Here is a 21,856-nt window from a genome sequence, read left to right as displayed (position 1 = left end):
GCATGGACGCCGTCGAGCGCTTCGAGGCCAGCCGCACCCGGCTGGCCTCCCTCGCGTACCGCCTCCTGGGCTCCGCCGCCGACGCCGAGGACGTCGTCCAGGACGCCTTCCTGCGCTGGCACGCCGCCCACCGCGACCGCATCGACACCCCCGAAGCCTGGCTCACCAAGGTCACCACCAACCTCGCCCTCGACCGCCTCCGCTCGGCCCAGTCCCGCCGCGAACGCGCCGTGGGCTTCTGGCTCCCCGAACCCCTCCTGGAAGGCGACCCGATGCTCGGCCCGCTCGACACGCTGGAGCAACGAGAATCGGTCACCATAGCGGTGCTGCTCCTCCTGGAGAGAGTCCCGCCGGTCGAGCGGGCCGTCTACGTCCTGCGAGAAGCCTTCTCCCACTCCCACAAGGAAATAGCCCAGATCCTCGACATCACCGAGTCCGCGAGCCAGCAGCACGCCCTGCGCGCCCGCCGCCGCGTCCGCGCCGAGCCCCGCACCGAAGTGGACCGCGCCGCCGCCCGCGAGATCGTCGAGGCATTCGTCGCCGCCGCGGCCTCCGGCCGCACCGACCGCCTCGTCGCCCTCCTCACCGACGACGCCACCGGCCTCTCCGACGGCGCGGGCCTCTCCGCGACCCTCATGTCCCACACCGGCGCCGCCCAGCTCGCCCGCGTCATGCGCGGCGGCTTCAAACCCACCCCCGCCAAGCGCCGCCTCGCCGGAGGCACCCCCTCCATCCACGCCGCCCTCGTCAACACCACCCCCGCCCTCATCGCCACCGTCGACGACCGCGTCATCGGCACCGTCCTCCTCACCCCCCGCCACAGCCTCATCGCCAATGCCACCTCCATAGCAACCCCCACCCGCCTCCACCGCCTCACCAAAACCTGGCAGACCACCCCACCCACGGCACCCCCACTCCTCGCCGAGTGGTGACCCGAAAGAAAAACGGCCCCGCCTGTGACGGAGCCGTTCCGTTCAGGACCGGGTGGTCTGGGTGGGGATGCTCGCCTCCGGGTTGTCGGGTTTGCTGCCGTTGCGAGAAGGCATCGCGCGGCCGGGAATGAGACTCTCCGCCTCCGCCACCAGGTCGTTGTGGCCGTAGCTGCGGAAGACTCCCGCGAGGGCATGCGCGATGGCACCACGCTCGTCGTCCGTGGCCTTGTCGAGGAACAGGTCGAGCTCGTGGAGGAACGCGTGCTTCGACGGGTTCGCATCCGGGTGGAGCCGCCGGTCGAGCCGGTACAGCAGCTTGGCCTTGTCCTCCAGGTCGTCGACCTTGTCGGAGTTCTGCGCGAGCCACCACATGGTGGCGTTCAGCGGCTGCTCGAAGACCGCCCCGAGGTACGACACCTTGCGTTGCAGGCGCTCGTCGGCGAGGTCCTCCTCGTAGCTGTTCCTGATGGCTTCGAGCTGCTTGGGGTCGACGTCGACCTTCTTGCACTCAGCGGTGATCCGGAAGTGGTGGCGCGGCATCGACCGCTCGCTCATGAGAACGCTGTTCAGCTCGTGCCGCAACTGGTCCTTCTGCGGCAGGGCGAGCTTGTCCGAGTGGCCCTTGACGGCGCTGAAGATCAGGGACTCGACCTCGGGGATCGGCGGCTCGTGGCCCTCCATACCGGTGAGGGTCGCGGTGAAGGCGACCTTGAACGTGCAGTCGAACTGGTAGTACAGGTCCTTGCTCGGCAGCGACACCTTTGCCTCCAGGTGCCTGGTGGCAGGCGGCTGGGCGGTCTCCGGCAGGTACGGGTCCTCGCCGATCGAGCTGGAGAAGATGCCGTACTTGATCTGGCCCCAGATGAGGACGCAGACGGCACCGATGAGGCCGAGGATGAGGATGATCGCGATCATTGAAGGGGCACCTCGATTTCGAAGACGCGGTTGTACATGAAGAGGGCGAGTTTCCTGGCCCGGTCGGACAGGTCCGTGCCTTCGAGGGAGAGTGACCTGGCAGCCTGGACGATCTGGCCGATTGCGCGGTGGTCATCGGCGCCTGCGGCGATGAGCAGGTCGACCATCCCCTCCGCGTGCTGAGCGTCGAGTTTCGCGGCGAGAATGAGCCAGGCCCTGACCGCGAGCCGGAACGAAGCGGCGTCGGCGAGTTGTGACATGGACTTCCAGAACCCCGCCGGAATGCTGAGGAAATTCCTCAACAAATGCATCGGATCCTGTTCGAGGCGGTCGACGAGGTCGGGCCTATCGCAGATCTGGTCGAGGATCTTCGCGATCCGGGCAGGCTCGTCTCCACTGGAGCCGATCAGCCAGTACCGGAAGTGGAGCAGCAGCTCGGTGAGGTGGAAGTGACCGGTCGAGTCGATGATGGCCTCGAACGCCGCGTCGGCGACGTCGCCGAACTTCGACTCGGAGAGCAGGTGGAGACGGAAGAGGGCTTCGCTCGGGAACCGGACGAGGTAGTCCTCGTCCGAGCAGGTCGCCAGAGCGGTCCGCTGGAGCGCGGCCTGTGCGCTCCGGCTCCATTCATAGAGCCTGTTCCTGATTCCCGGTCCGATCACGGGGTCGATCGCACCGCCGAGCATGATTGCGGGCGCGAAGGACGACATGACCGGAGATCTGCTCTGGAGCATCAGTTTGACGCGGTTCTTGAGCATCCGGTCGTCCTCGGCCGCGGAAGCGAGGAGGACGAGCCTCCGAGGCAGCCGCGTGCGGTCCGTCCATTCGACATAGTCGGGTGCGAGGAGGAGGCCGTCGAGCCAGTTCATGACCGGCTCCCGCCAGGAGGGGTACTGGCGCCAGACGTGGAGGAGGACCTCGTCGCCGATGTCGGGGTTCTTGAACGTCGAGCCCACCAGGTTGAAGTCCTCGCGGATGAGCTCGAGTTTCTGCGCGATCCCTGGCTCGTCGAGGAGTTCCCGTCGATCATCGGGAGGTCGGGTGGCCTCCAGGAGCTCGTCCGCGGCGAGGGCGATCGCCTCGGGCGTCATCTGCTCCAGTGCCGCCGCGGCGATCAGCACGGCCCTCCCGCGCTTGTCGAGCGACCGTTCGAGGAGGTTGCGGATGGATTCGGACGGATTGCCGAGCCGGGCGCCGAGCCGTTCCCGGAATTGCTCCGGTGCGATGCCATCCGGTGCCTCATTGAGGACTTCGGCCATGAGGCGGGCGAGGGGCGGCCACGCGGGGCCCAGCGTGTCGCGGAAGTACTCGGAAGCGAGAATGCTTGCTACTTGATCCTCGGGCCGCTTGAGGTAATGGGCGAACACTAGGTCGGGTTGCAGGCGTTCGAGGTCGAACACGGTTCCTGGGAACTGGTCCTTGAAGGAGCGGCGGAACTCGATCTCGACCGCGAGGACGAGGTGGCACGACTGGTTCTTGAGGCGATCGCGGAGCTGATCGGCACGCTCGAGGAGCGCTTGCTGAAGCTCGGGGTTCTGCGAGGCGTCGAGGACGAGGACGGTCGCTGTGCCGATTCCCCGGAGTTCCTTGCCGAGCTCGTCGAGGCTCGTAGACAGGAGCCGCTTCGCGGGCAGCGATTCGCGGTCCGCGTAGGCCCTGCACCGCTGTCTCGCGGCCGTGGTCAAGCCGGTGCGACGGGTGGAGGCGAGGATCAGGAGGCGCGTTTCGTCGAGGGATTTGAAGTGTGCTTCGGTGCCGGGGACGGGAAGGACGTCCTCGACTGCGACTTCTGGGGACTCCTGATCGGAAGCGGGTCCGAAGAGCCCCCGGATGTGGTCGGCCGCCTCGTTGCGCTCGATCCGGATGCTGTCGATGAACGTCTGGTTCACCTCGCCGCCCGTCATCCCGCCGATCGCGCCGTCCCCGGAGACCTCTCCGGTGTGGAGCTCGGTCTTCGACGCCGCTACCTTCTGCGGCGCATCGGCGTCAACGGCGGTCGCGGCCGCCGCCGCGGCGTCGATCTGGGCCTTCGCCTCCGGACCGACTTCCATGCCGCGGATGTTCACGGGTGCTCCCATCCCTCAGGAGTGCGGCGGTGCTTGCCGTCGGCCGTTTCTCCGAGGAACCGCTTGATCTGGACGTCGTGGTCGGCGGCGATCTGGTCGCCTCCGATGCGGTGCTGGTTGACCGTGCCTCCCGCGACGACGCCGATCGCGCCGTCCCCGGAGGTTTCCCCTGTACTGATCTGCTGGAAGTCGCGGCCGATGCTGCCGATCATGTTGGCCTGGCCGCCGTCGGATCTGATCTCGCCTCGCGGGCCGTTGCCGACCGGGCGGTCCCTGTGCTCCTCACGCGGGGCAGCCGATTCGGTTTCGTCCTTGGATTCATCGGCGCTCAGGAGTCCCCAGCGCAGCAATTCTCCTGAGGGCGCGGGTACGTGGAGGAACGCGTTCGTACGGTAGTCCTTCTTCTCGACCGCGATCTCGGCCTCGACGAACTCGCTATGCCTGAGCCACAGCGGGTTGCGAGCGACGGTGAAGTCGAAGACGGGCGCGGTGACCGCCACGGCGAGGAAGGTGGCCTCCGGGTCCGAGCGCCGGAGGACGGATCTCGTGGGTTCGGCGTCGGCGATGCGGCACGCGTCGACGACGGTCCGGTTTGGCGCGACGTCGACGCGCTTGTCGGCGATGCCCTGGACCGGGCCGTAGGAGACGCCCATGCGCATGCGCACGCCGAATCCGTCCTGCTGGTGGAGCTCGCGCAGGCTCGACTGGAGCGCGTTCGGGACCCGGTCGACGATCTGCGGGAGGCGGGATTCGTCGAACCCCGCCACGATGCCGTCGCCCTGGTTCTGCATGAAGGCATGGGCCGCATAGGTGTCGGCGAGACCGCTGCGCTCGAACGCCTGCTCCACCGCGTCGCGGAAGGAGGAGGCGACGCGGGTGCTCTGAGAGTCGGTGAAGCGGCCGAAGCGCTCGATGTCGAGCATGACGACGGTGAGGTACCGGTCCTGGGACTGGGGGAGTGGGGACTCGGACACGGGAGGGCTCCTTTGCGTGCGGGGTGGAGGGCACGACCTCATCGTCTGCGGCGGTGCGGATTCGGGCTGTCCGATGTCGGATGAATCTGAATGTGTTTCGGATCACTCATCGCAGATTGGCGTGGCGGGCGAGGGTGGCCATGTCAAGAACGTGCAGTGGCGCGGGTACGGTCCGGATCACGTCGTTCTCCTTCCACTGGGCGAGGATCCGGGTGACCGAGCTGAGCGCTACGCCGAGGGAGGCGGCTACTTGCGCCTGGGTCATGGGGACCGTGGGGGCCGCCCCGACTGGGGCCGCACCGATCACCTCCAGGAAGAGCAGCGCCATCCGCTGCTCGGTCTGGAGGTTCGCGGCGTGCCAGATCCGCCTCCCGCCCTGCCTGATCTTGCTGAGGATGTACCTCTGGAGCAGTGCTTCGCAGCGACGCCGCTGGACGAACGACTTGAACTGGGCGGTGGTCAGCCTCGTCACCTCGCATGCCTCGAGTGCCCATACCGAGGCCATGTGCTCGCCGTGGTCCTGCTGTGCGTACTCGCCGAGCAGGTCGCCCGGGCCTCGGACCGCGATCAGGGCTTCGTTGCCGTCGGGCTCGGTATGGACCACCCGGACGCGGCCGGTTCGCAGGGCGTAGACCACACCGGAGCGGCCGCCCTGGGACAGCAGTGCGTCGCCGCTGCGCGCGACCGCTTCGGGGCCGGTTCGGATCAGGTCGTCCCACTGGTCGGGTGGTAGCAGTTCCTGGAAACCACGGCTGGGGAGAGGTGGCGGAGGTGCATTCACTCGACCTTCATACCGGCAGTCAATACGAGTTTCTGTCGGATCATGGACAACTGAAGGGTGAAAGGACCGCTCCGGATCGGGCGAGGTGGGCGGATTGTGGGGCGTTTGCTTGTGAGGCTAAGGTCACAGGTGCTTGTCGAACTGAAAGGAAGTGCTGTGCGCACACTGAGAGTGGCGGGTGTCGCCGCGGTCGGGCTGCTCGCGCTGGGGGCCTGCGGGAGCCAGCAGGGGGCGGCGCTGTTCGTCGGGGACGAGCGGGTGCCCGAGTCCACGATCGACGGTTACGTGACGACGATCGCGGACTTCCGCGCGGAGCAGGGCGAGGACCTGAGCGTCTTCAACTACTCGGACGACCGGAAGCAGATCGTCACGTACGTGCTGTACTCCGAGCTCGGGCAGGCCGTCGGCCTGGACCCCGTGGGGAGTGCGGGCGCCGACGAGCTGGAGACCGTCGCCGTCGAGGCCGAGCAGTACTTCCAGGCCCTCGTGGCCGAGGCGGAGCCGCGGGCGCTGACCGAGGACGAGATGGCTCGGGTCGTCGAGGCCGCGCAGACCGACGCGAACGTCGCCGGGTACGGCCAGGCGGACCTGGAGCTCCTCGCCGGGTTCACCGACGACCTCGCCTCCTATGTGGATGAATACGACATCTCCGTGAACCCCCGCTACGGCGAATTCGACCTCAGCCCGCTCCCCTCGGTGTTCCCCGTCGAGGTCCCGCAGCGTTGAGCACCGTCACCTGGCTCCTGACCTCCCCTCGCATCCCCGCCGGCCTCCTCTCGGTCGAGGCGTGGGACGCGCTGCAAGAGGCCGAGGCGGTGGCCGCGTTCGACGAGACGCCCGCCGTGGAGGCGATCCGCGGCGCCGGGATCGACGTCGACATCGTCGAGGACGCCGCCGAGTTCCTTGAGGAGGGCGGCGTCTGGATCGTCGGCGAGGAGGGCGACGAGGAGCTGCGCGAGGCGCTCGCCGAGTACGTGGCGGGCGGCGAGATCGAGCTCGAAGTCGTCTACGGCTCTTGGGACCCGGCCGGCGCGCGCCTGCTCGACCTCGTCGAGGCCGTCGCGCGCCTCCACGCCGAGGACGGCTGCCCGTGGCACCGCGGCCAGACCCACCAGAGCCTCGGCCCGTACCTGCTGGAGGAGTCCTACGAGGTCCTCGACGCGATCGCCGGGGGCGATCCGGACGAGCTGCGCGAGGAGCTCGGCGACCTGCTGTTCCAGCCGCTCCTGCACGCCTCGCTCGCCGAGGGCTTCGACATCGACGACGTCGCGGGGGACCTGGTCGAGAAGATCATCCGCCGCCACCCGCACGTGTGGGGCGACGCCGACCCCGACGACCTGTACGAGCACTGGAACGAGGCGAAGGCCGCCGAGAAGCCCCACCGTGACCACCCCGCCGACGGCGTCTCCCGCCAGCTGCCGTCGCTCGCCTTGGCCGCCAAGGTCATCGAGCGCTTCAGCGACCAGGGCGAACCGCTCGACCTGCCGGAGCTCCCGGACGGGATGAAGCTCGCACCGGAGGACGTCGGGGACTTCCTGCTCGCGGCCGTCAGCGCCGCGCGGGAGGCCGGGGTCGATCCCGAACTCGCGCTGCGCCAGGCCATCGGCGAGCGCGCCGGGCTCGAACGCCTTGACCCGCAGGGCCACGGAGCAGACGGCGACGCGGAGTACGACGAAGACGAGGTCGACGAGGACGAAGACGGGTACGAAGCAGCGGACGAGGACGAGGACGAGGACGAGGACGAGGACGAGACCGGCGAAGGCGGCCGCCGGGCATAGACGTTCTCCTCAACCTTTGCGGAAAACTTCACAATATCGTTCGGTTGGGCTTAACAATCGGTCCGATCTTTGTTACGGTCGTCCCCATGCCATCCGGTGACGCAAGTGTTCCGAGCCCGGCAGGGGCCGACACCCAAGTCAAGGCCCAGCTCAACAAGGCGAGCGACCCCCAGGGGCCGCTCGAACCGGGCTCCCCGACCCGCTTCGCACTGGGCTCGCCGAGCCCGGCGGACGGGGGCCCGATGGAACGGCTCGCCCGTGAATCGGGGGGCCTCGACGTCAACTCCAGGTACGCGTACCTGCTGTGGTGCCGCGACTTCGCGGACACCAGCGTCGTCGCTCGTGCGGGAGACCGCCTGGCGGGCTTCATCACCGGATACCGGCGCCCGGCCGCGCCCGACACGCTCTTCGTGTGGCAGGTGGCCGTGGGCCCGGACTTCCGCAGGCGCGGACTGGCATCGCGCATGCTCGGCCACCTGGCCGGGACCGTGCGCGCCGACCAAGGGGTGCGCTTCGTCGAAGCGACCGTCACCCCCGACAACAAAGCGTCGATGCACCTGTTCGAGTCGTTCGCGAACGCGAACGGCGCGGACCTGACGCGCGACGTGCTGTTCTCCGAGCGCGAGCTCGGCTCCGGACACGAACCCGAAGTGCTGCACCGGATCGGGCCGCTCGCGCGCCCGATCGGGGGGATGGGCGGGCCGCTCGCGGCCCCTCCCGGGACGGACGGCGCTTGCCCGCCGCCCGACCCGAGCGGCACCGCGGGACGCGCCCTGGGCTGAGCCCGCCCTACCCGGGCACCGACAAGCGCCGGCCCGGGTAAGCGCCCGTCCGCTCGCGCGGGCGGGGAGCGGAGGACCGCTTATCAGGCCGACCCAGAGAGACTCATGCAGGTTTTCGAACAGGTCGAATCAGAAGTCCGCTCCTACTGCCGCAACTGGCCGACGGTGTTCTCCACCGCCAGGGGCAGCCGCATCACCGACGAGCAGGGAAGATCCTATGTGGACTTCTTCGCCGGGGCGGGGACGCTCAACTACGGGCACAACCACCCCGCGCTCAAGGAGGCGCTGCTCGCTTACCTCGCCGAGGACAACGTCGTCCACACCCTCGACACCTACTCGGTCGCCAAGCGCCGGTTCCTCGAATCGTTCCGCGACCTCGTGCTCGCCCCCCGCAACCTCGACTACAAGGTCCAGTTCCCCGGCCCCGCGGGGAACAACGCCGTCGAGGCCGCGCTCAAGCTCGCCCGCAAGTACACCGGCCGCGAGACCGTCGTGTCCTTCACGAACGGCTTCCACGGCATGACCCTCGGGGCCCTCGCGGTCACCGGGAACTCCATGAAGCGCGGCGGCGCGGGCGTCCCGCTCAACAACGCCGCGACCATGCCCTACGACAACTACATGGACGGCCGCACGCCCGACTTCCTTTGGCTGCGAAGCCTCCTGGAGGACCCGGGCTCGGGGCTCGACCTGCCCGCCGCGGTCATCGTGGAGACCGTCCAGGGCGAAGGCGGCGTGAACGTCGCCTCCGACGCGTGGCTGCGCGGCCTCGAACAGGTCTGCCGCGAGCACGAGCTGCTGTTCATCGTGGACGACATCCAGATGGGCTGCGGGCGCACCGGCCCGTTCTTCTCATTCGAGCGCGCCGGGATCAGCCCCGACATCGTCACGCTCTCGAAGTCCCTGTCCGGCATGGGCCTGCCGTTCGCGCTCACGCTCATGAAGCCGCACCTGGACGTGTGGGAGCCCGGCGAGCACAACGGCACGTTCCGCGGGTTCGCCCCCGCGTTCGTCACGGCCACAGCCGCTCTGGAGACGTTCTGGCGCGACGACGACCTCACCGCCGCGGTCGACGACCGCGCCGCGTGGCTCGACGGCGAGCTCAACGGCATCGCCGAGTCCCATCCCGAACTCGGGATCACCACCCGCGGCCGGGGCCTCGCGCGCGGCCTGGTCTTCACCGAGCCCGCGCACGCGGGCCTGGTCTGCCAGGAGGCGTTCGCGAACGGCCTGCTCATGGAGACCTCCGGCGCCGAGGACGAGGTCGTCAAGCTCCTCCCGCCGCTGACCACCACCAGGGACGACTTCGAGGAGGGCATCGGCATCGCCCGCGAAGCCGTCGCCGCCGTCGCCAAGGAACAGGAAGCGAAGGAGGCCGCATGATCGTCAGAAGGCTCCAGGATCTCGTCGGCACGAGCGCCGACGTCGAAGGCGGCGACCGGGACCGGGCCGCCGGGACGTGGCGCTCGCGGCGCCTGCTGCTCGCGGGCGACGGGACCGGGTTCTCCCTGCACGACACCGTCCTCTACGCGGGGACCTCCACGACGATGCACTACGCCAACCACGTCGAGGCCGTCTACGTCATCGAAGGGTCCGCGAAACTCCGCGACCTGGACAGCGGCGAGGTCCACGCGCTCGCGCCGGGGACCATGTACGTCCTCAACGGACACGAGCGGCACACCCTCGACGTGGAAGAGGACCTGCGCTGCGTGTGCGTGTTCAACCCGCCGGTCACCGGCCGGGAGGTCCACGACGCCGACGGCGTGTACCCCCTCATCACCGAAGAAGCCTGACGGAACGCGCCGCATCCCTTGCGGCGCAGAGAGGAACGAACGACCATGTCGCCCACCGACCTCTATCCGACGCGCCGGTTCGACGAGCCGCGCCTGATCTACCGCACCGAGGACCCGGCCGTCTGGGGCTCGGCCGCCGACGGGCCGCTCGCGCAGCAGCACCTCGACGGCCACACCCAGCACGGCTTCACCCCCGTGGAGCAGCTCCTCACCCCGGCCGAACTCGCCGCGGCCCAGAACGAGATCGAGCAGCTCCTCCACGACCCGTCCCTCGCCGGGGACGAGCGGGTCGTGCGGGAGCGGACCACCGACGAGGTCCGCTCGGTCTTCGACGTCCACAAGATCTCGCCGTTCTTCGCCGCGATGATCCGCGACGACCGGATCGCCGGGGTCGCCCGCCAGATCCTCGGCTCCGACGTGTACGTCCACCAGAGCCGGATCAACTACAAGCCCGGCTTCGGCGGCGCGCCCTTCGAGTGGCACTCGGACTTCGAGACCTGGCACGCCGAGGACGGGATGCCGCGCATGCGCGCGGTCAGCCTGTCCCTCGCGATGACCGAGAACTACCACTTCAACGGCTCGCTGATGATCATGCCGGGCTCGCACCAGACGTTCGTCTCGTGCATCGGCGAGACCCCCGCGGACAACCATAAGGCCTCGCTCGTCAAGCAGGAGATCGGCACGCCCGACCAGGCGTCGCTGCGCCTCCTCGCCGACAAGTACGGCATCCACCAGTTCACCGGCCCCGCCGGCTCCGCGGTCTGGTTCGACTCGAACTGCATGCACGGCTCGAACGGGAACATCACGCCGTTCCCGCGCTCAAACCTGTTCATCGTGTTCAACGCGATCGACAACTCGCTGGTCGAGCCGTTCGCGGCCGACCGCCCGCGCCCCGAGTACCTCGGCTCGCGCGACTGGCAGGTCCTCAACTAGGCGCCCCCGAAGCCCTGGAAGAGGACCGGCGTCCCCGCCCCCGGCGGGCCATTCCGTGGCAGGACGCGGCGCGGCCCCGGCTCCACTGGAGCCTCATCCGCCGGAGCCGGAGCCGGAGCCGGAGCCGGAGCCGGAGCCGGAGCCGGAGCCGGAGCCGGAGCCGGAGCCGGAGCCGGAGCCGGAGCCGGTCCCGGTCCCGGACCGGAACCCCGGTCCCGACCGCCGAGGACCGGCCCCGCCGCACCTCACTCCCCGAACACCGGCTCCGCGTCCTCGTCGTACACCGGCGCCGGGAGCGCCGCCACGATCGCCGTCAACTCCTCCGCGGTCAGCGCGAAGTCCGGGTCCGAGAACGAGAAGCGCACCATTACGGCCCAGCCGTCCGGGTCGACCACCGTCACCTCGTACTCGCCCGCGAACCACGGGTCCTCGATCCCCATCTCGGGATCGGCGTCGTGCTCGACGAGCGTCTGCGCCACGTACGCCGTCCCGCCGCCCTCGACCTCGGTCTCCGTGCAGTCGCCGCGGCTGCCGTCGGCGAGGTACGGCCCGGTGAAGTCCGCGTCGCCGAACCCGGGCACCCACCCGCCGGGGAGCGTGTACACCAGGTCGAACGGCACGTCCGGGTCGTCCCCGACCGGCATGGTCCCGTTCATCGCGTACCGGCGCAGCGCCACCGCGTCCTCGTCCACCGGGTCCGCCGGGTCGAGCTCCGGGGTCACCCACGGGTCGAACAGCACCGCGCCCGGCACAAGTCCGCCGAGGACCTCCCCGGCCGCCACCGCCGTCGACTGCGCACCGTCCTCGGCCCACGGCCGCCACGAGTCGTCGGACGCGAGCCACCCCGGCGGCACGTCCACGACCTCCTCGACGCCTTGCAGGTCCGCCGTGTCGAAGTCCGTCTCCGGCATGGCCTCGACGGCCTCGGCAAACCGCTCCGCGTCCACCTCCGGGCCCCCGTCGCAGCCGTTCCAGGTCGCCCGCAGCCCGGACCCGTTGGGGTACATCACGGCCGCGCGCTGCTCGCAGCCGTCGTCGGCGGTGTACAGGACCCGGCCGTCGTCCAGCTCGATCCGGTCGAACGCCGCGGCGTCGTCGTCGATGAGGTGCTGCGGGAAGTACTGCTCGCTCGTGGGGCCCGGCTCGTCGGTCCAGCCGCCCGGCAGCAGCGCCTCCACGTCGAGCAGGACCCGCCCGCCGGACCCGTCCTCGTCCAGGCCGGTCCGGACCGACGCCAGGTAGCTGCGAAGCTGCACCTGCCCGTAGTTCCCGGGCCGCATGTGCCCGCCGAACGCGAACTCGCCGTTGTCGGCGACGTAGGTGAGCGCCTCCTCGGCCTCCTCCAGGCCCACGGCGTGCTCGGCCGCGTAGTCCTGGACCTCCTGCTCGCTCGGCTCGTTCACGACCGTCTCGAAATCGGACGCCGCGAACAGGCCCGTGTCCACCAGCAGCGGCGCGAACGCGTCCCGCCCGGCCTCGGTGAGCGCCTGCGCGACGTCCGGATCGCCGAAGCCCTCCTCCCCGGGCTGCGGGTAGCCCGACAGGGCCGTGTCCGGGCCCGTCTCGGACGCGGGCGGGCCGTTCGGGTCGGCGATCACTCCAGGCAGACCCGTGATCGAGACGGCCAGCACCCCGGCGATGACGGCGACGCTGGTCGCCGACGCGCCCGCGAGGACCGCTCGGTGGCGGCGCCGCGCCCTGTAGCCGTCGCGGACGATGCCGTCGAGGTCGAACGCGCCCGCGGGGGGCCTGTCGGGCATGAGCTCCCGGAGCACCGCGCCGGGGTCGTCTTGCAGATTCATGGTGGTTCGCTTCCTTCCGCTACGCCCGGGCAGGGACGGCGGCGTCGGTGAGGAGTTCGCGCATCTTGGCGATTCCCTTGGCGCACTGGCTCTTCACGGTCCCCGTCGAACAGCCCATGGCCGCGGCGGTCTCGTCGACTGACAACTGCTCCCAGTACCGCAGGACGAGCGTCGCCCGCTGGCGCGGCGGCAGCCGGTCCAGCGCTGCGGCGAGTTCGAGCCGCACGTCGACCTCCTCCTGCGGGCGGTCGAGGCGCCGCACCGGCAGCTCGTCGCTGGCGCGCTCGCGGCGCACCCACGACAGGCGGCGGTGCGAGAAGTACACGTTCGTGACGATGCGCCGCACGTACGCGGGCGCCCCGCCGGGCTCGACGCGCCTCCACGCGGCGAACAGCTTCGTCAGCGCCTTCTGCACGATGTCGTCGGCCTCGAACCAGTCCCCGCACAGCAGGTAGGCGTACCGCCGCAGGCTGTCGCGCTGGGCGATCGCGAAGGAACGGAACTCGGCCTCTTGCTGCTCCTCGGACTCCACTGGGCCTCTTTCAGATGACGGGTAGGGGCCCGGCCTCGCGCGCACGGTGGTGGATGGCGGCGCGGCCCGGCACGCTACATACGCGGACGGGCCGGGCGCGGTTGTCCCGTGCGGGGCGTTTTCTCGACCACGCGGCGCTTTCCCGTCGGCGGGTCGTCCGGCGGCCCGGTGCTGCCTCTGCGCGGTCTCCGTGCGGCCCTGTGCGACCTCCGCGCGGCTCTGGTGCTTGCTTGCCCTGGCTGCGCTGGCGCTGCCTCTCCCTGCGGCCCTAGAGGATCGCCGCGCGGGCCGTCCGCAGCGCCCGCACCGACGTGGCGCACACGAGGACCGCCCCCACCGCGGACGCCGCGATCAACGCGGCCCAGGCCCCCGTCGGCCCCTGCCCTTGCGCGACGGCGGCGATGAGGGCCGAGCACCCGAGCGCCGTGGCGATCTGAACGAGGCCCAGGAGTCCGCAGAGGCGGGCGGCCCGGCGTTCGAGGTGCCCGGTGAGCACGAGCGCGGCCGCGCCGAACGCGACGGCGGTCGCGGCGTCCACTACGCGCGCCAGAAGGGTTGCGGCCAGTCCGGGGTCGCCGTCCCCGCCGAACACGTCCCACATGATCGTCATGGCGGGCAAGGCGATCACGAGCGTCCACGCGGTCCGCCGGGCCTGCGCGGCCTCCAGCTCCCGCTGGAACCCCGCGGCGACGGCCCGCGGCTCCCCGAACTCCGCGGCGGCCGCCCCGACGGCCTCGCCCCGGCTCAGCCCGGCCGCGACGTGCTCGGCGACCGCCTCCTCGAAACCGTCCTCGATCTCGGCGAGCATGTCCCGGCGGACCCGCCTGGGGCCGCGCAGCGGTGCGGCGACCGCGGCGATGTACTCGTTCATGCGCCGAGGACCGCCGACATGACCTCGCGCAGGGACCTCCAGTCCCGCACGCCCTTGTCGAGGGCCTTCAGGCCGTCCTCGGTGAGCGCGTAGACGCGGCGGCGCCTGCCCGTGTCCTGCGACCACGTGCCGCTGATGCTCCCGGCGCGCTCCAGCCGCCGCAGCGCCGGGTAGACCGTGCCGCTCGGGAGGTCGAGCCGCTCGCCGCTGTGCTCGCGCAGGGCAGTGATGATCGCGTAGCCGTGGGCCTCACCGCGTTTGAGGGTGGCGAGGATGAGGGTGTCGAGCTGTCCGTGAATGCCGTCCGCGTCCATGGGCCAAGGCTACGCCCCGATAGGTAGACGGTCTTGCTATGTAGAACTTCTACATGTAGTCTCTCTACATGAACAGATACCTCGCCACCGCCTCCCTCGTCCTCGGCCCCCTCCTCGGCGCGATCGCCACGTTCCTGTGGGAGAGCGACCGCTACGGCGTCACCGCCTCGACCGTCCTCATGTGCTCCACCGTCGCCTGGATCTACGGCCTCCTTGCCGTCTGGACCCGCATCGGCGAGCGCCGGCCCTGGGTCGGCGCCCTCGGCGCCGTCCTGTCCCTCGCCGGCTTCGCGGGCGGCATGGCCTTCAGCCTCCAGGGCTACTTCGAGGGCCTCTTCGGCGTCTCCGGCCCCGACTCCCTCGCCGCGGCCGCCGAGCACCCGGTCGCCTCCGCCGTCGTCCTCTGGATCCCCGGCCCCGCCTTCCCCCTCGCTCTCTGCGCCCTCGGCGCGGCCCTCCTCTGGACCCGCCTCGCCCCCCTCTGGCTCGGCCTCCTCCTCATCGCCTCCGGCGCCCTCTTCCCCCTCAGCCGCATCACCCGCACCGAATCCCTCGCCCACGCCGCCGACCTCCTCATCCTCGCCGCCTTCATCGCCCTCACCCTCACCTACCTGCGCCTCGACCGCCCCACCCCCGCCCCCTCCCCTTCCTGACTCCCACCATCCCCGCGTCCTTTCAACCGAGTCGTCCCCATCACAGGAACCCGTTTGAAGGCCCGCGAGCCCGTCCGGTACAGTTACATCCCGTCAGCGCAACGAGCTTCGAGGCGCTACGACACCATTGGGGTATGGTGTAATTGGCAACACAGCTGATTCTGGTTCAGCCGTTCTTGGTTCGAGTCCAGGTACCCCAGCCAATTTGGTTTCATCCAAACAAACAGGCCCGCCGCTGTGCGGGCCTTTTTGTTTGCCCAGGGTCGTTCGCTGCGCCGCGGATACCAGCGGTTCCAGCAGCTCCGCGACTTGGTTACCGACCACCTTCGGCTCGCGTTCCCCGTCCTCGACGGTGACGTAGAGCCGTCCGAAGAACCCGAGATGAACCGCCCGGTGCTGCGCTTTAGGCAGCACCTCAAGAAACCGAACCGGATCATCGAGCAGCTCAAGCAGCAGGTTGACCGCCCGTCCCGCGGCCTCCAACCCGGCGCTGCCGATCCTCTCCAAGCGCTCGGTTACTCGCGAGAGCTGATCCCGCAGTTCCCGAACCTTCTCGTTGAGGCGCACCTGCGGCCAGTCCGGATCACCGATCAGCTCCAAGAGCTGATCCTGCTGCCGTTCGAGCCGAGCCCGCTCCGAACTCAGCTGCTCTCGAACTTCGACATCAAGCCGCTGGCGCTCCCGGAACGCCGCGTCAAGCTGCGACTGAAGCTCACTCGCGATGCTCGAAGGAACCCGAAGGCGCGCATAGTGAGCCCGCACCTTGGCCTCCATGATGGCGACGGGAACCCGCTCGCTCCGGCACGTCTTGTTTGCCCGGCCGCTGCAAACGAAGTAGGCGTACTTCACGCCCCGTCCATTGGTCACGATGTCGAGGTAGAACCTGGTCCGGCAACGCCCGCACCACAACACCCCCTTCAAGGGGTGGTCGTACACCCGCTTCCGGATACCGCCGTTGTTCTGCCGCATCACACCCTGGACCCGGTCGAACAGCTCCTGGTTCACCAGCGGCTCATGCCGTCCCTGGTACTCGACGCCCTTGAACGTGACCCGCCCCAGGTAATACCGGTTCCGCAGGATCGAGCCGATGGTGTACATCGGCACCTCGCGACCAGCCGGGCACCGCTTGCTCGGCCGAGTCCGAAGTCCCGACTCGGTGACCACCCGCTGCACCTCCCGGAACGAGTACGTTCCGCTCGCATACAGCTCGAACATCATCCGAATGAGCGGCGCCCGCTCCTCGTCCAAGACGACCGTCCGAAACTCGCGGCCGTCGACCATCACTCCGGTGTTGAGGTACCCGATCGGCGCCTGATGAGCGGTGCCGCCGTTGGCCGCCTTCGCACTCATCTTGTAGGCCACGTCCGCGCCCGACGCCCGAGACTGATACTCGTTGACCCCGTCCAGGATCGCGGCCACCAAGTCCCCGACGTAACTGTCCTCGGTGTAGTCCATGATCGAGACGAGCTGCACCCCGAGCTTCTTCAGCTCCCGCCGCGTGATCGCCGCATCCGCCGTATCCCGGTGCATCCGCGACCTCGCGTACACGATGATCGCCCCGACATCCTTCTCATTCCGGATGCGCGCCATCATCTCCAGGAACTTCGGCCGCCCGTCGACCGTCATCCCCGACTTCCCAGGCTCGACGTACTCGTCCACGACCTCCATCCCCAGCTCTTCAGCCCGCCGCTGGCACGCCTTCCGCTGCGCTGGAATCGAGTTCCCCTCCGGGTCGTAATCCGTCTCCACCTGTCCCCGCGAGGACACTCGCAGATAGAGCACGGCACGCTTCGCCCTGACGTCCTGACTCATGATCGATCGGCCTTCCGACTTGAGGATTCGGTCCGACGTGCATCCGCGCCCCCGGGCTTCCCATCGGCACTCCGCTCCGACTCCAGCACGGCAGCAGGTCAACGCCACCGTAGACCCGCTTCCCCGCACCGTCGAGCGACCCGAATTATCCGACTCCAGAGCACCCCGAACCGCGCCGCGTACGGGAGAACCTTCGGGAACACCACAAGAACGCGCGCTGGCTACACGCACAAAGAAAACGACCAATGGCGATGTCTCGCCGCGATCGAACGGCCTGGACCCATCGATTCTACCATTCTCCAAGTCGCAAATACAGACTCAAAAAATGGGACTACCAGCTAAAACAGTGGCTAGACGTGGCAGGACGGCTTCGATCACGCACTATTTGTCAGCGCCGCCGCCACGGCTCGAAAGCAGGCTTCGGCATCCGAGCGCGACTTGAAGAAGTACCAACCGTCGTCTTCAAAGCCGTTGTCTACGGTGTAGACCCACTCGTTGAAAAGCGTGATGTCGCCGAATGAATCAAGCTCGACGTCGGGTCGCTCAGCGAAGTCCCAGCACGCCGTCCCAAAGAGTAGATCGGTGACCTCCCGCGCAGCCGTGAGGAATTCGAGGTCACCGGCCAGGAACGCTCGTGCGGGGTGACCTGCCTTCCTGAAGATCGCCTCAGGAAGGGTGGACACCTTGATTGCGAGTTCGTCGACGACCTTCGGTACGATCTCGCGGATCTCGTAAGCAGCGCCTTTCGACAGACCGGCCAGCTCTGCCAAAGCTGGGGAAGTCGATCCCACGGGCCAGTGCTTCGGCAGCGGCCATGGTCAGGTCCAGACCGCTGTCGAGCCGGTAGAGGGAGTCCTCGATCGCGTGTGTCAGTGTTTCCACGCTGCAATCATCGCGAGCGATCCCGTTGGCCGCCACTCAATTCGAGTGCGAGACCGCAGCTAGTACTCCAGTGAGAGTTCCTGGCCTGACCTGCGAGGCTGTCGGTGCCGAGCTTTGTGCGGCCGCCGTTGATGCCGTTGGTGTGCGATCCTCGGGTTGCTCAGGTTGTCGAGCGAGGGGTGAGGGGCATGGACTTCTGGATTGCGGCATGGCGTCGAATGCGACCCGGGATCTCGGCGATTGCGTTGTGCGCCATGATGATGAACGGCTACTACCTTGCCGGTGACCGTGAGGCCGAGGCAATCCTCAGGGGGTCCTTGGGCACGGGTCTGGTCGGAGTTCCCGCGCTCGCGGTGCTCTGGATTCTCGATTGGTGCGTTCGCGGCGCCGAGGCTCGGCGAGAGGCCCGCCAAGTCCCGGGTGCGGACGAGGACACGGAGGTCCGCGCCGATCTGGACCAGCGGTGATGCGTTCGGTGTTCATGCGGCGAGGGCGAGTTACCGCTGGTAGTGCAGTCGTTTGGCGGTGGCCTGGTGGCGGCGTGGCCAGCCAGACCATCGGAGGCGATGCTCCCAACTGATGTTCGGCATTGCTGCGCTGACCATGAGGTGGCGGATCTCGTTGCAGTTCAACGGGATCATGTCCGGCTCGGTTTCGGTGGTCTCGGTGGCGCGGGTGATGGCGAGGAAGGCGTAGGCGAGCATGGCGAGGGTGACCCACCGGTGCCAGGAGGTCCAGGTGCGGACCTGGTGCTCGTCGAGCCCGGCAAGTTCCTTGGCGCCGTTGAAGGTCTCCTCGATCCGCCAACGCATCCCGGCCACGGTGACCAGGAGCGGGACCGGCGCGGTAGTCCAGGTCAGGTAGTAGGCAATCTCGCCGGTCGTTCGGTTGCGGCGGGCCAAGAGACCAGCGTGCCCGCTGTCTTCGGGCTCGAGGTCGACCCAGGCCCAGCCGTAGAGCCGCAACCCTTTCGCGCCGTTTGGGGCCGAACGGTGCTGCCACGCGGTCCCGGGCACTTGGTCGAGCGCCGTTTCGGCGGTGGCCTTACCGGTGCAGAGCATGACCGGGGTGGTGCGGGCGATGGCAAGGACATAGGACAGTCGCCGTTGCTGGAGGCGCGCCCGCAGGCCGGGGTTAATGCCATGCGCCTCGTCACCGGACGCGAAATCCGCGTCCACGCCCGCGTCTAGCGCGGCCTCGATCATGTCGGCGGCCAGCTCGGGCTTGGTCGCAAACGTGACTTCCTCGGGAACTCCGGCGCTCTCGCGCCGGCCAGGATCTTCGGCCCATACTTTCGGCAGGTAGAGGCGGACGTCGATCGCCGCATGCCCGGCGGTGGTGGCGAGGGCGAGGTAGACGGCCAGCTGGCAGTTCTCGATCCGGCCCGCGGTTCCCGAGTACTGCCGCTGGACCCCGACTGTCGCCGTGCCGTTCTTGACATCACCGGTCTCATCGACGGCCAGGACCCGCAGACCGCGTTCGGCGCCCAGATGCTCGGACACGTAGGCGCGGACCTCGGCCCGGACCTGGGCGTCGTCCCATTTCGCACGGGAGAGCAGGTGCTGGAACCGCCACGGGCCGACTTCGCCAGCCTGCTCGGCCAAGGTCCAGCAGTTCCGCCGTTCCAGATGGGCCATCAAGGCGTTCACCAGGCGTTTCGCGTTCAGACGAGTCTCGATGCGACGGAACGCCGGGGCGGCCCGGGCCAACAGCGCGTCCAGGCCCTCCCTCCACCGTTCCACAGCTACACTCGCTCCATCCGCCGTCGTGCTCTTCAGTTGCCTCACAACAACAATGATCACGACGGCCGTCCCACGCCCAACCACGGCATCCCCCCAGCTCAAACCCAGAACTCTCACTGCAGTACTAGGCTACTTGCGAACTGAAAGATGAGCGGTGTGAGGTGAACGATGAACATGGCGAGGCATTTGGAGGAATTGAGCCGAGCCGTTGGCGACGCGACTCTAGCGTGCGCGAAGGCTGAGCACCTGCTAGGAGGACTCATATTGGGGCTAGCTGAGTCTGAAGAGGTGCATTTCATAGGAAAGCCTGGTCGTCCCATGGGGCAGCTGATTAAGGAAGCCAGAAGACTTCTAGGTGATCGCGATGACCTGGGCACCCGGCGAGCCCACGCAGATTCGCTGCTAGATGATCTCAACGCGTTGAAGGATAAGAGGAATCGCCTCATCCATGATGCGGTGATCGTGCATCCAATCCGAGAAGGTGAGACCACTCCGCGATTCGACCGTCTTTCAAGCGCCTGGGGTTCCCACCCGAGTATAGAACCTTTTGAAGTCTCTGAGCTTTGCGAGATTGCCGCTGAGCTGGAACGAGCCTCGATGGCGCGTGCGATGTGGTCCCACGACAATCTGCCCTACATCAGGGCATAGCGACTCGTCACCTTGCCGCAGCCGACGCTTGCGGCGGCAAGTAGCCCTCGATGCTCCTGCGGTGGTGCCGCCGACCGCCACGGCTTCGACCCAAGCGGCCCGGACGCCGCCGTTCATACCGGCCGTGACTCCTACGGAGCCGTCTCGCGTAAAAGGGCCCGACCGTGGTCGACGAGGTACAAGACCTCCCCACAATCCCGTTGTCGCTGCCCCGGCGCCCCTGCGCCCACCGTGCTTGAAGGCCTCCTGATCGTCGCCTGTCATCTCGCGCAGCCGTTCCGCTGGCGCGCTTCGCGGAGCGGGTTCCGGACTTCGAAGGCCACGCTGGGCCGTCCGAATCCAACCGCTTTGGTTGCTCGCGTGGGAAGACGTGATCCTCTGGAAACACTCACCCATCTGTGCCCAAGTAGTACACAAACTGACACTGCGGGTAATACAATGTGATATTTCGCATCAACAGTCTCACTGTTCACAATCTAGAACGATTTTTGTCGGATACACGACATTTTCTTAGACGTTTCGCGGATACTCTAACCGGGTTTCCTCCAATACCTTTACCCCTCAAGCCATTGGAGGTGTCCATGGAATCACGAGGAGTAACTGGATCTGTAATCGACAGTGAACGTTTCGCTGTGGAGCGCCTTTTCGCCACCGCCGGGGACTTCATGGACTCTGGCGACGTTCCTGCCGATAGGGGCCTTCTGGGGCGGCAGCGAAGCGACGGATCGGTGTCATGGGGCGATCACCGCTTCAACGGTGTCGAGGAAACCGCACGGCTACTCCTCGCGCTCAAAGCGATCGGACGCCCCCGTGATTGCTTCATCGAACTGGCACTGCAGTTCCTCTCTAAACAGATACGTCGCGACGACGGCTCAGTCCGATCGTCATCGGATGCCATCGATCAAGGTTGGCCGGAAGGTCCTATACTGGACAGGGCGGCAAATCCGCATTTTCTTGAAGGCGTCGGCATAAGGCGGACCTATCCGGCGGCATTGACGCTCATCGCTCTCGCTGCGTGGGGGGGTGCCTTGAGGGACATCGATCTCGTGAAAGGCTTCCTCCTCAACGAGTTCCCTAGCGGTATGTGGGGCGCGTTCCCTGAATCGGAGCCGCGACCGGCATACACCGCAGCTGCCTGCTTCGCTCTTATCGCCGCAGGAGTGCCACGATCCGAACTCAAGCCCGCTGCCGCTTACCTCCGGAGCGCGCAGCGCCGCGACGGCCATTGGCCGAAAGAAGAGGATGTCTGGTCGGTCAGAAAATCAACTTCCGACCTCATCTCCGTAAGCCGGATCGATACCACCGCATGGTGTTCCACGGCTCTACTCATGTTGGGAGGCCCGAGGAACGGACGCGCCGCGGCCCGGGCTCGTCGCTACTTGAAGTACAGAACTTAAAGGTCCTACGATCGGATGCCTTGTGCAATTCTATTGCAATAGAGATGTGGTCGCGATCTGATCGATTGGATGAGTGCTGAGTGAGACAACAATCACTGTTACTGAATGAGAATGATTTGCCATGTCAGATGGTCTAGTGATGTCAGGCGAGGGGCAATCGCTTTCATTGGCGTGTCTGAATCGACCGCCGACCCTGATATGAGTGCCGGGGCGACAAGCAGCCACAATGCTCCTCCAAAGGACGGACATACG

Annotated in this window: 20 protein-coding genes, 1 tRNA gene and 1 pseudogene; 11 read left to right on the top strand and 11 right to left on the bottom strand. The window is 67.9% G+C overall.

Annotated features, from left to right (window positions below; translation table 11 throughout):
- Positions 1 to 2: 2 nt before the first annotated feature.
- Positions 3 to 932, top strand: coding sequence for a sigma-70 family RNA polymerase sigma factor (locus tag ACFFXY_RS21020; RefSeq protein WP_382355102.1), 930 nt, complete (start codon positions 3 to 5; stop codon positions 930 to 932).
- Positions 933 to 974: 42 nt separating this feature from the next.
- Here the strand turns inward: ACFFXY_RS21020 and ACFFXY_RS21015 are convergent, their stop codons facing one another.
- From ACFFXY_RS21015 to ACFFXY_RS21000, 4 genes are all read right to left on the bottom strand, one after another.
- The gene (locus tag ACFFXY_RS21015; protein WP_382355099.1) at positions 975 to 1,847 is read right to left on the bottom strand and encodes a hypothetical protein; all 873 of its coding nucleotides are present in this window, start codon (positions 1,845 to 1,847) and stop codon (positions 975 to 977) included.
- A complete protein-coding gene (locus ACFFXY_RS21010; protein WP_382355096.1) occupies positions 1,844 to 3,913 on the bottom strand; it encodes a hypothetical protein in 2,070 nt (689 codons plus the stop codon). Before ACFFXY_RS21010 ends, ACFFXY_RS21015 begins: the two co-directional genes overlap by 4 nt.
- Positions 3,910 to 4,887, bottom strand: coding sequence for a hypothetical protein (locus ACFFXY_RS21005; RefSeq protein WP_382355093.1), 978 nt, complete (start codon positions 4,885 to 4,887; stop codon positions 3,910 to 3,912). Before ACFFXY_RS21005 ends, ACFFXY_RS21010 begins: the two co-directional genes overlap by 4 nt.
- A gap of 106 nt (positions 4,888 to 4,993) precedes the next feature.
- The gene (locus tag ACFFXY_RS21000; protein WP_382355090.1) at positions 4,994 to 5,668 is read right to left on the bottom strand and encodes a Crp/Fnr family transcriptional regulator; all 675 of its coding nucleotides are present in this window, start codon (positions 5,666 to 5,668) and stop codon (positions 4,994 to 4,996) included.
- A 156-nt stretch (positions 5,669 to 5,824) separates the two neighbouring features.
- On the opposite strand from ACFFXY_RS21000, the gene ACFFXY_RS20995 reads away from it, so the two are divergent.
- From ACFFXY_RS20995 to thpD, 6 genes are all read left to right on the top strand, one after another.
- Entirely contained in the window at positions 5,825 to 6,394 is a 570-nt protein-coding gene (locus ACFFXY_RS20995) for a hypothetical protein (protein ID WP_382355087.1), read from the top strand.
- Entirely contained in the window at positions 6,391 to 7,446 is a 1,056-nt protein-coding gene (locus ACFFXY_RS20990; RefSeq protein WP_382355084.1) for a nucleoside triphosphate pyrophosphohydrolase, read from the top strand. Before ACFFXY_RS20995 ends, ACFFXY_RS20990 begins: the two co-directional genes overlap by 4 nt.
- An 86-nt stretch (positions 7,447 to 7,532) precedes the next feature.
- A complete protein-coding gene (ectA, locus tag ACFFXY_RS20985) occupies positions 7,533 to 8,228 on the top strand; it encodes a diaminobutyrate acetyltransferase (protein WP_382355081.1) in 696 nt (231 codons plus the stop codon).
- Between the two features lie 105 nt (positions 8,229 to 8,333).
- Positions 8,334 to 9,608 (top strand): diaminobutyrate--2-oxoglutarate transaminase, encoded by a 1,275-nt coding sequence (ectB, locus tag ACFFXY_RS20980; protein WP_382355078.1) that lies wholly within the window; start codon positions 8,334 to 8,336, stop codon positions 9,606 to 9,608.
- Complete coding sequence (locus ACFFXY_RS20975; RefSeq protein WP_382355075.1) at positions 9,605 to 10,018, top strand: ectoine synthase; 414 nt, start codon at positions 9,605 to 9,607, stop codon at positions 10,016 to 10,018. Before ectB ends, ACFFXY_RS20975 begins: the two co-directional genes overlap by 4 nt.
- A 45-nt stretch (positions 10,019 to 10,063) precedes the next feature.
- Complete coding sequence (gene thpD / locus ACFFXY_RS20970) at positions 10,064 to 10,951, top strand: ectoine hydroxylase (RefSeq protein ID WP_382355072.1); 888 nt, start codon at positions 10,064 to 10,066, stop codon at positions 10,949 to 10,951.
- A 245-nt stretch (positions 10,952 to 11,196) separates the two neighbouring features.
- Here thpD and ACFFXY_RS20965 read toward each other — a convergent pair whose 3' ends face one another.
- The 4 genes from ACFFXY_RS20965 to ACFFXY_RS20950 all read right to left on the bottom strand — a co-directional run bounded on the left by ACFFXY_RS20965 (position 11,197) and on the right by ACFFXY_RS20950 (position 14,470).
- Positions 11,197 to 12,753, bottom strand: coding sequence for a hypothetical protein (locus ACFFXY_RS20965; RefSeq protein WP_382355070.1), 1,557 nt, complete (start codon positions 12,751 to 12,753; stop codon positions 11,197 to 11,199).
- 19 nt (positions 12,754 to 12,772) lie between these two features.
- The gene (locus tag ACFFXY_RS20960; RefSeq protein WP_382355067.1) at positions 12,773 to 13,285 is read right to left on the bottom strand and encodes a SigE family RNA polymerase sigma factor; all 513 of its coding nucleotides are present in this window, start codon (positions 13,283 to 13,285) and stop codon (positions 12,773 to 12,775) included.
- A gap of 268 nt (positions 13,286 to 13,553) precedes the next feature.
- Complete coding sequence (locus tag ACFFXY_RS20955) at positions 13,554 to 14,156, bottom strand: permease prefix domain 1-containing protein (protein ID WP_382355064.1); 603 nt, start codon at positions 14,154 to 14,156, stop codon at positions 13,554 to 13,556.
- Complete coding sequence (locus tag ACFFXY_RS20950; protein WP_382355061.1) at positions 14,153 to 14,470, bottom strand: PadR family transcriptional regulator; 318 nt, start codon at positions 14,468 to 14,470, stop codon at positions 14,153 to 14,155. Before ACFFXY_RS20950 ends, ACFFXY_RS20955 begins: the two co-directional genes overlap by 4 nt.
- Positions 14,471 to 14,538: 68 nt before the next feature.
- On the opposite strand from ACFFXY_RS20950, the gene ACFFXY_RS20945 reads away from it, so the two are divergent.
- Positions 14,539 to 15,123, top strand: a complete 585-nt coding sequence (locus ACFFXY_RS20945) for a hypothetical protein (RefSeq protein WP_382355058.1) — start codon at positions 14,539 to 14,541, stop codon at positions 15,121 to 15,123.
- A gap of 128 nt (positions 15,124 to 15,251) precedes the next feature.
- Positions 15,252 to 15,326: transfer RNA gene (locus tag ACFFXY_RS20940), tRNA-Gln, on the top strand.
- 568 nt (positions 15,327 to 15,894) lie between these two features.
- Here the strand turns inward: ACFFXY_RS20940 and ACFFXY_RS20935 are convergent.
- Positions 15,895 to 16,935: pseudogene (locus ACFFXY_RS20935) on the bottom strand (recombinase family protein); the annotation flags it as partial.
- A 374-nt stretch (positions 16,936 to 17,309) separates the two neighbouring features.
- The gene (locus ACFFXY_RS20930) at positions 17,310 to 17,705 is read right to left on the bottom strand and encodes a hypothetical protein (protein WP_382355055.1); all 396 of its coding nucleotides are present in this window, start codon (positions 17,703 to 17,705) and stop codon (positions 17,310 to 17,312) included.
- A gap of 300 nt (positions 17,706 to 18,005) precedes the next feature.
- On the opposite strand from ACFFXY_RS20930, the gene ACFFXY_RS20925 reads away from it, so the two are divergent.
- Positions 18,006 to 18,284 carry a hypothetical protein gene (locus tag ACFFXY_RS20925; protein WP_382355052.1) on the top strand — a complete coding sequence of 93 codons (279 nt, stop codon included), beginning with the start codon at positions 18,006 to 18,008 and terminating at the stop codon, positions 18,282 to 18,284.
- A gap of 30 nt (positions 18,285 to 18,314) precedes the next feature.
- Here ACFFXY_RS20925 and ACFFXY_RS20920 read toward each other — a convergent pair whose 3' ends face one another.
- Positions 18,315 to 19,526 carry an IS701 family transposase gene (locus ACFFXY_RS20920; protein ID WP_382355567.1) on the bottom strand — a complete coding sequence of 404 codons (1,212 nt, stop codon included), beginning with the start codon at positions 19,524 to 19,526 and terminating at the stop codon, positions 18,315 to 18,317.
- Positions 19,527 to 20,788: 1,262 nt separating this feature from the next.
- Here ACFFXY_RS20920 and ACFFXY_RS20915 point away from each other — a divergent pair.
- Positions 20,789 to 21,604 carry a prenyltransferase/squalene oxidase repeat-containing protein gene (locus tag ACFFXY_RS20915; RefSeq protein ID WP_382355049.1) on the top strand — a complete coding sequence of 272 codons (816 nt, stop codon included), beginning with the start codon at positions 20,789 to 20,791 and terminating at the stop codon, positions 21,602 to 21,604.
- Positions 21,605 to 21,856 lie beyond the last annotated feature (252 nt).

Origin of the sequence: Glycomyces mayteni (assembly GCF_042428885.1) — a bacterium.
GTDB classification, from domain to species: domain Bacteria; phylum Actinomycetota; class Actinomycetes; order Mycobacteriales; family Micromonosporaceae; genus Glycomyces; species Glycomyces mayteni.
This window is presented reverse-complemented; position numbering and strand designations above follow the sequence as displayed.

What these genes read in the sequence shown, in the direction of transcription:
- ACFFXY_RS21020 (WP_382355102.1), top strand. Translation starts at nt 3, where the DNA reads ATGGACGCCGTCGAGCGCTTCGAGGCCAGCCGCACCCGGCTGGCCTCC.
- ACFFXY_RS21015 (WP_382355099.1), bottom strand. Translation starts at nt 1,847, where the DNA reads ATGATCGCGATCATCCTCATCCTCGGCCTCATCGGTGCCGTCTGCGTC.
- ectA (WP_382355081.1), top strand. Translation starts at nt 7,533, where the DNA reads ATGCCATCCGGTGACGCAAGTGTTCCGAGCCCGGCAGGGGCCGACACC.
- ectB (WP_382355078.1), top strand. Translation starts at nt 8,334, where the DNA reads ATGCAGGTTTTCGAACAGGTCGAATCAGAAGTCCGCTCCTACTGCCGC.
- ACFFXY_RS20975 (WP_382355075.1), top strand. Translation starts at nt 9,605, where the DNA reads ATGATCGTCAGAAGGCTCCAGGATCTCGTCGGCACGAGCGCCGACGTC.
- thpD (WP_382355072.1), top strand. Translation starts at nt 10,064, where the DNA reads ATGTCGCCCACCGACCTCTATCCGACGCGCCGGTTCGACGAGCCGCGC.
- ACFFXY_RS20965 (WP_382355070.1), bottom strand. Translation starts at nt 12,753, where the DNA reads ATGAATCTGCAAGACGACCCCGGCGCGGTGCTCCGGGAGCTCATGCCC.
- ACFFXY_RS20955 (WP_382355064.1), bottom strand. Translation starts at nt 14,156, where the DNA reads ATGAACGAGTACATCGCCGCGGTCGCCGCACCGCTGCGCGGCCCCAGG.
- ACFFXY_RS20950 (WP_382355061.1), bottom strand. Translation starts at nt 14,470, where the DNA reads ATGGACGCGGACGGCATTCACGGACAGCTCGACACCCTCATCCTCGCC.
- ACFFXY_RS20945 (WP_382355058.1), top strand. Translation starts at nt 14,539, where the DNA reads ATGAACAGATACCTCGCCACCGCCTCCCTCGTCCTCGGCCCCCTCCTC.
- ACFFXY_RS20925 (WP_382355052.1), top strand. Translation starts at nt 18,006, where the DNA reads ATGGACTTCTGGATTGCGGCATGGCGTCGAATGCGACCCGGGATCTCG.
- ACFFXY_RS20915 (WP_382355049.1), top strand. Translation starts at nt 20,789, where the DNA reads ATGGAATCACGAGGAGTAACTGGATCTGTAATCGACAGTGAACGTTTC.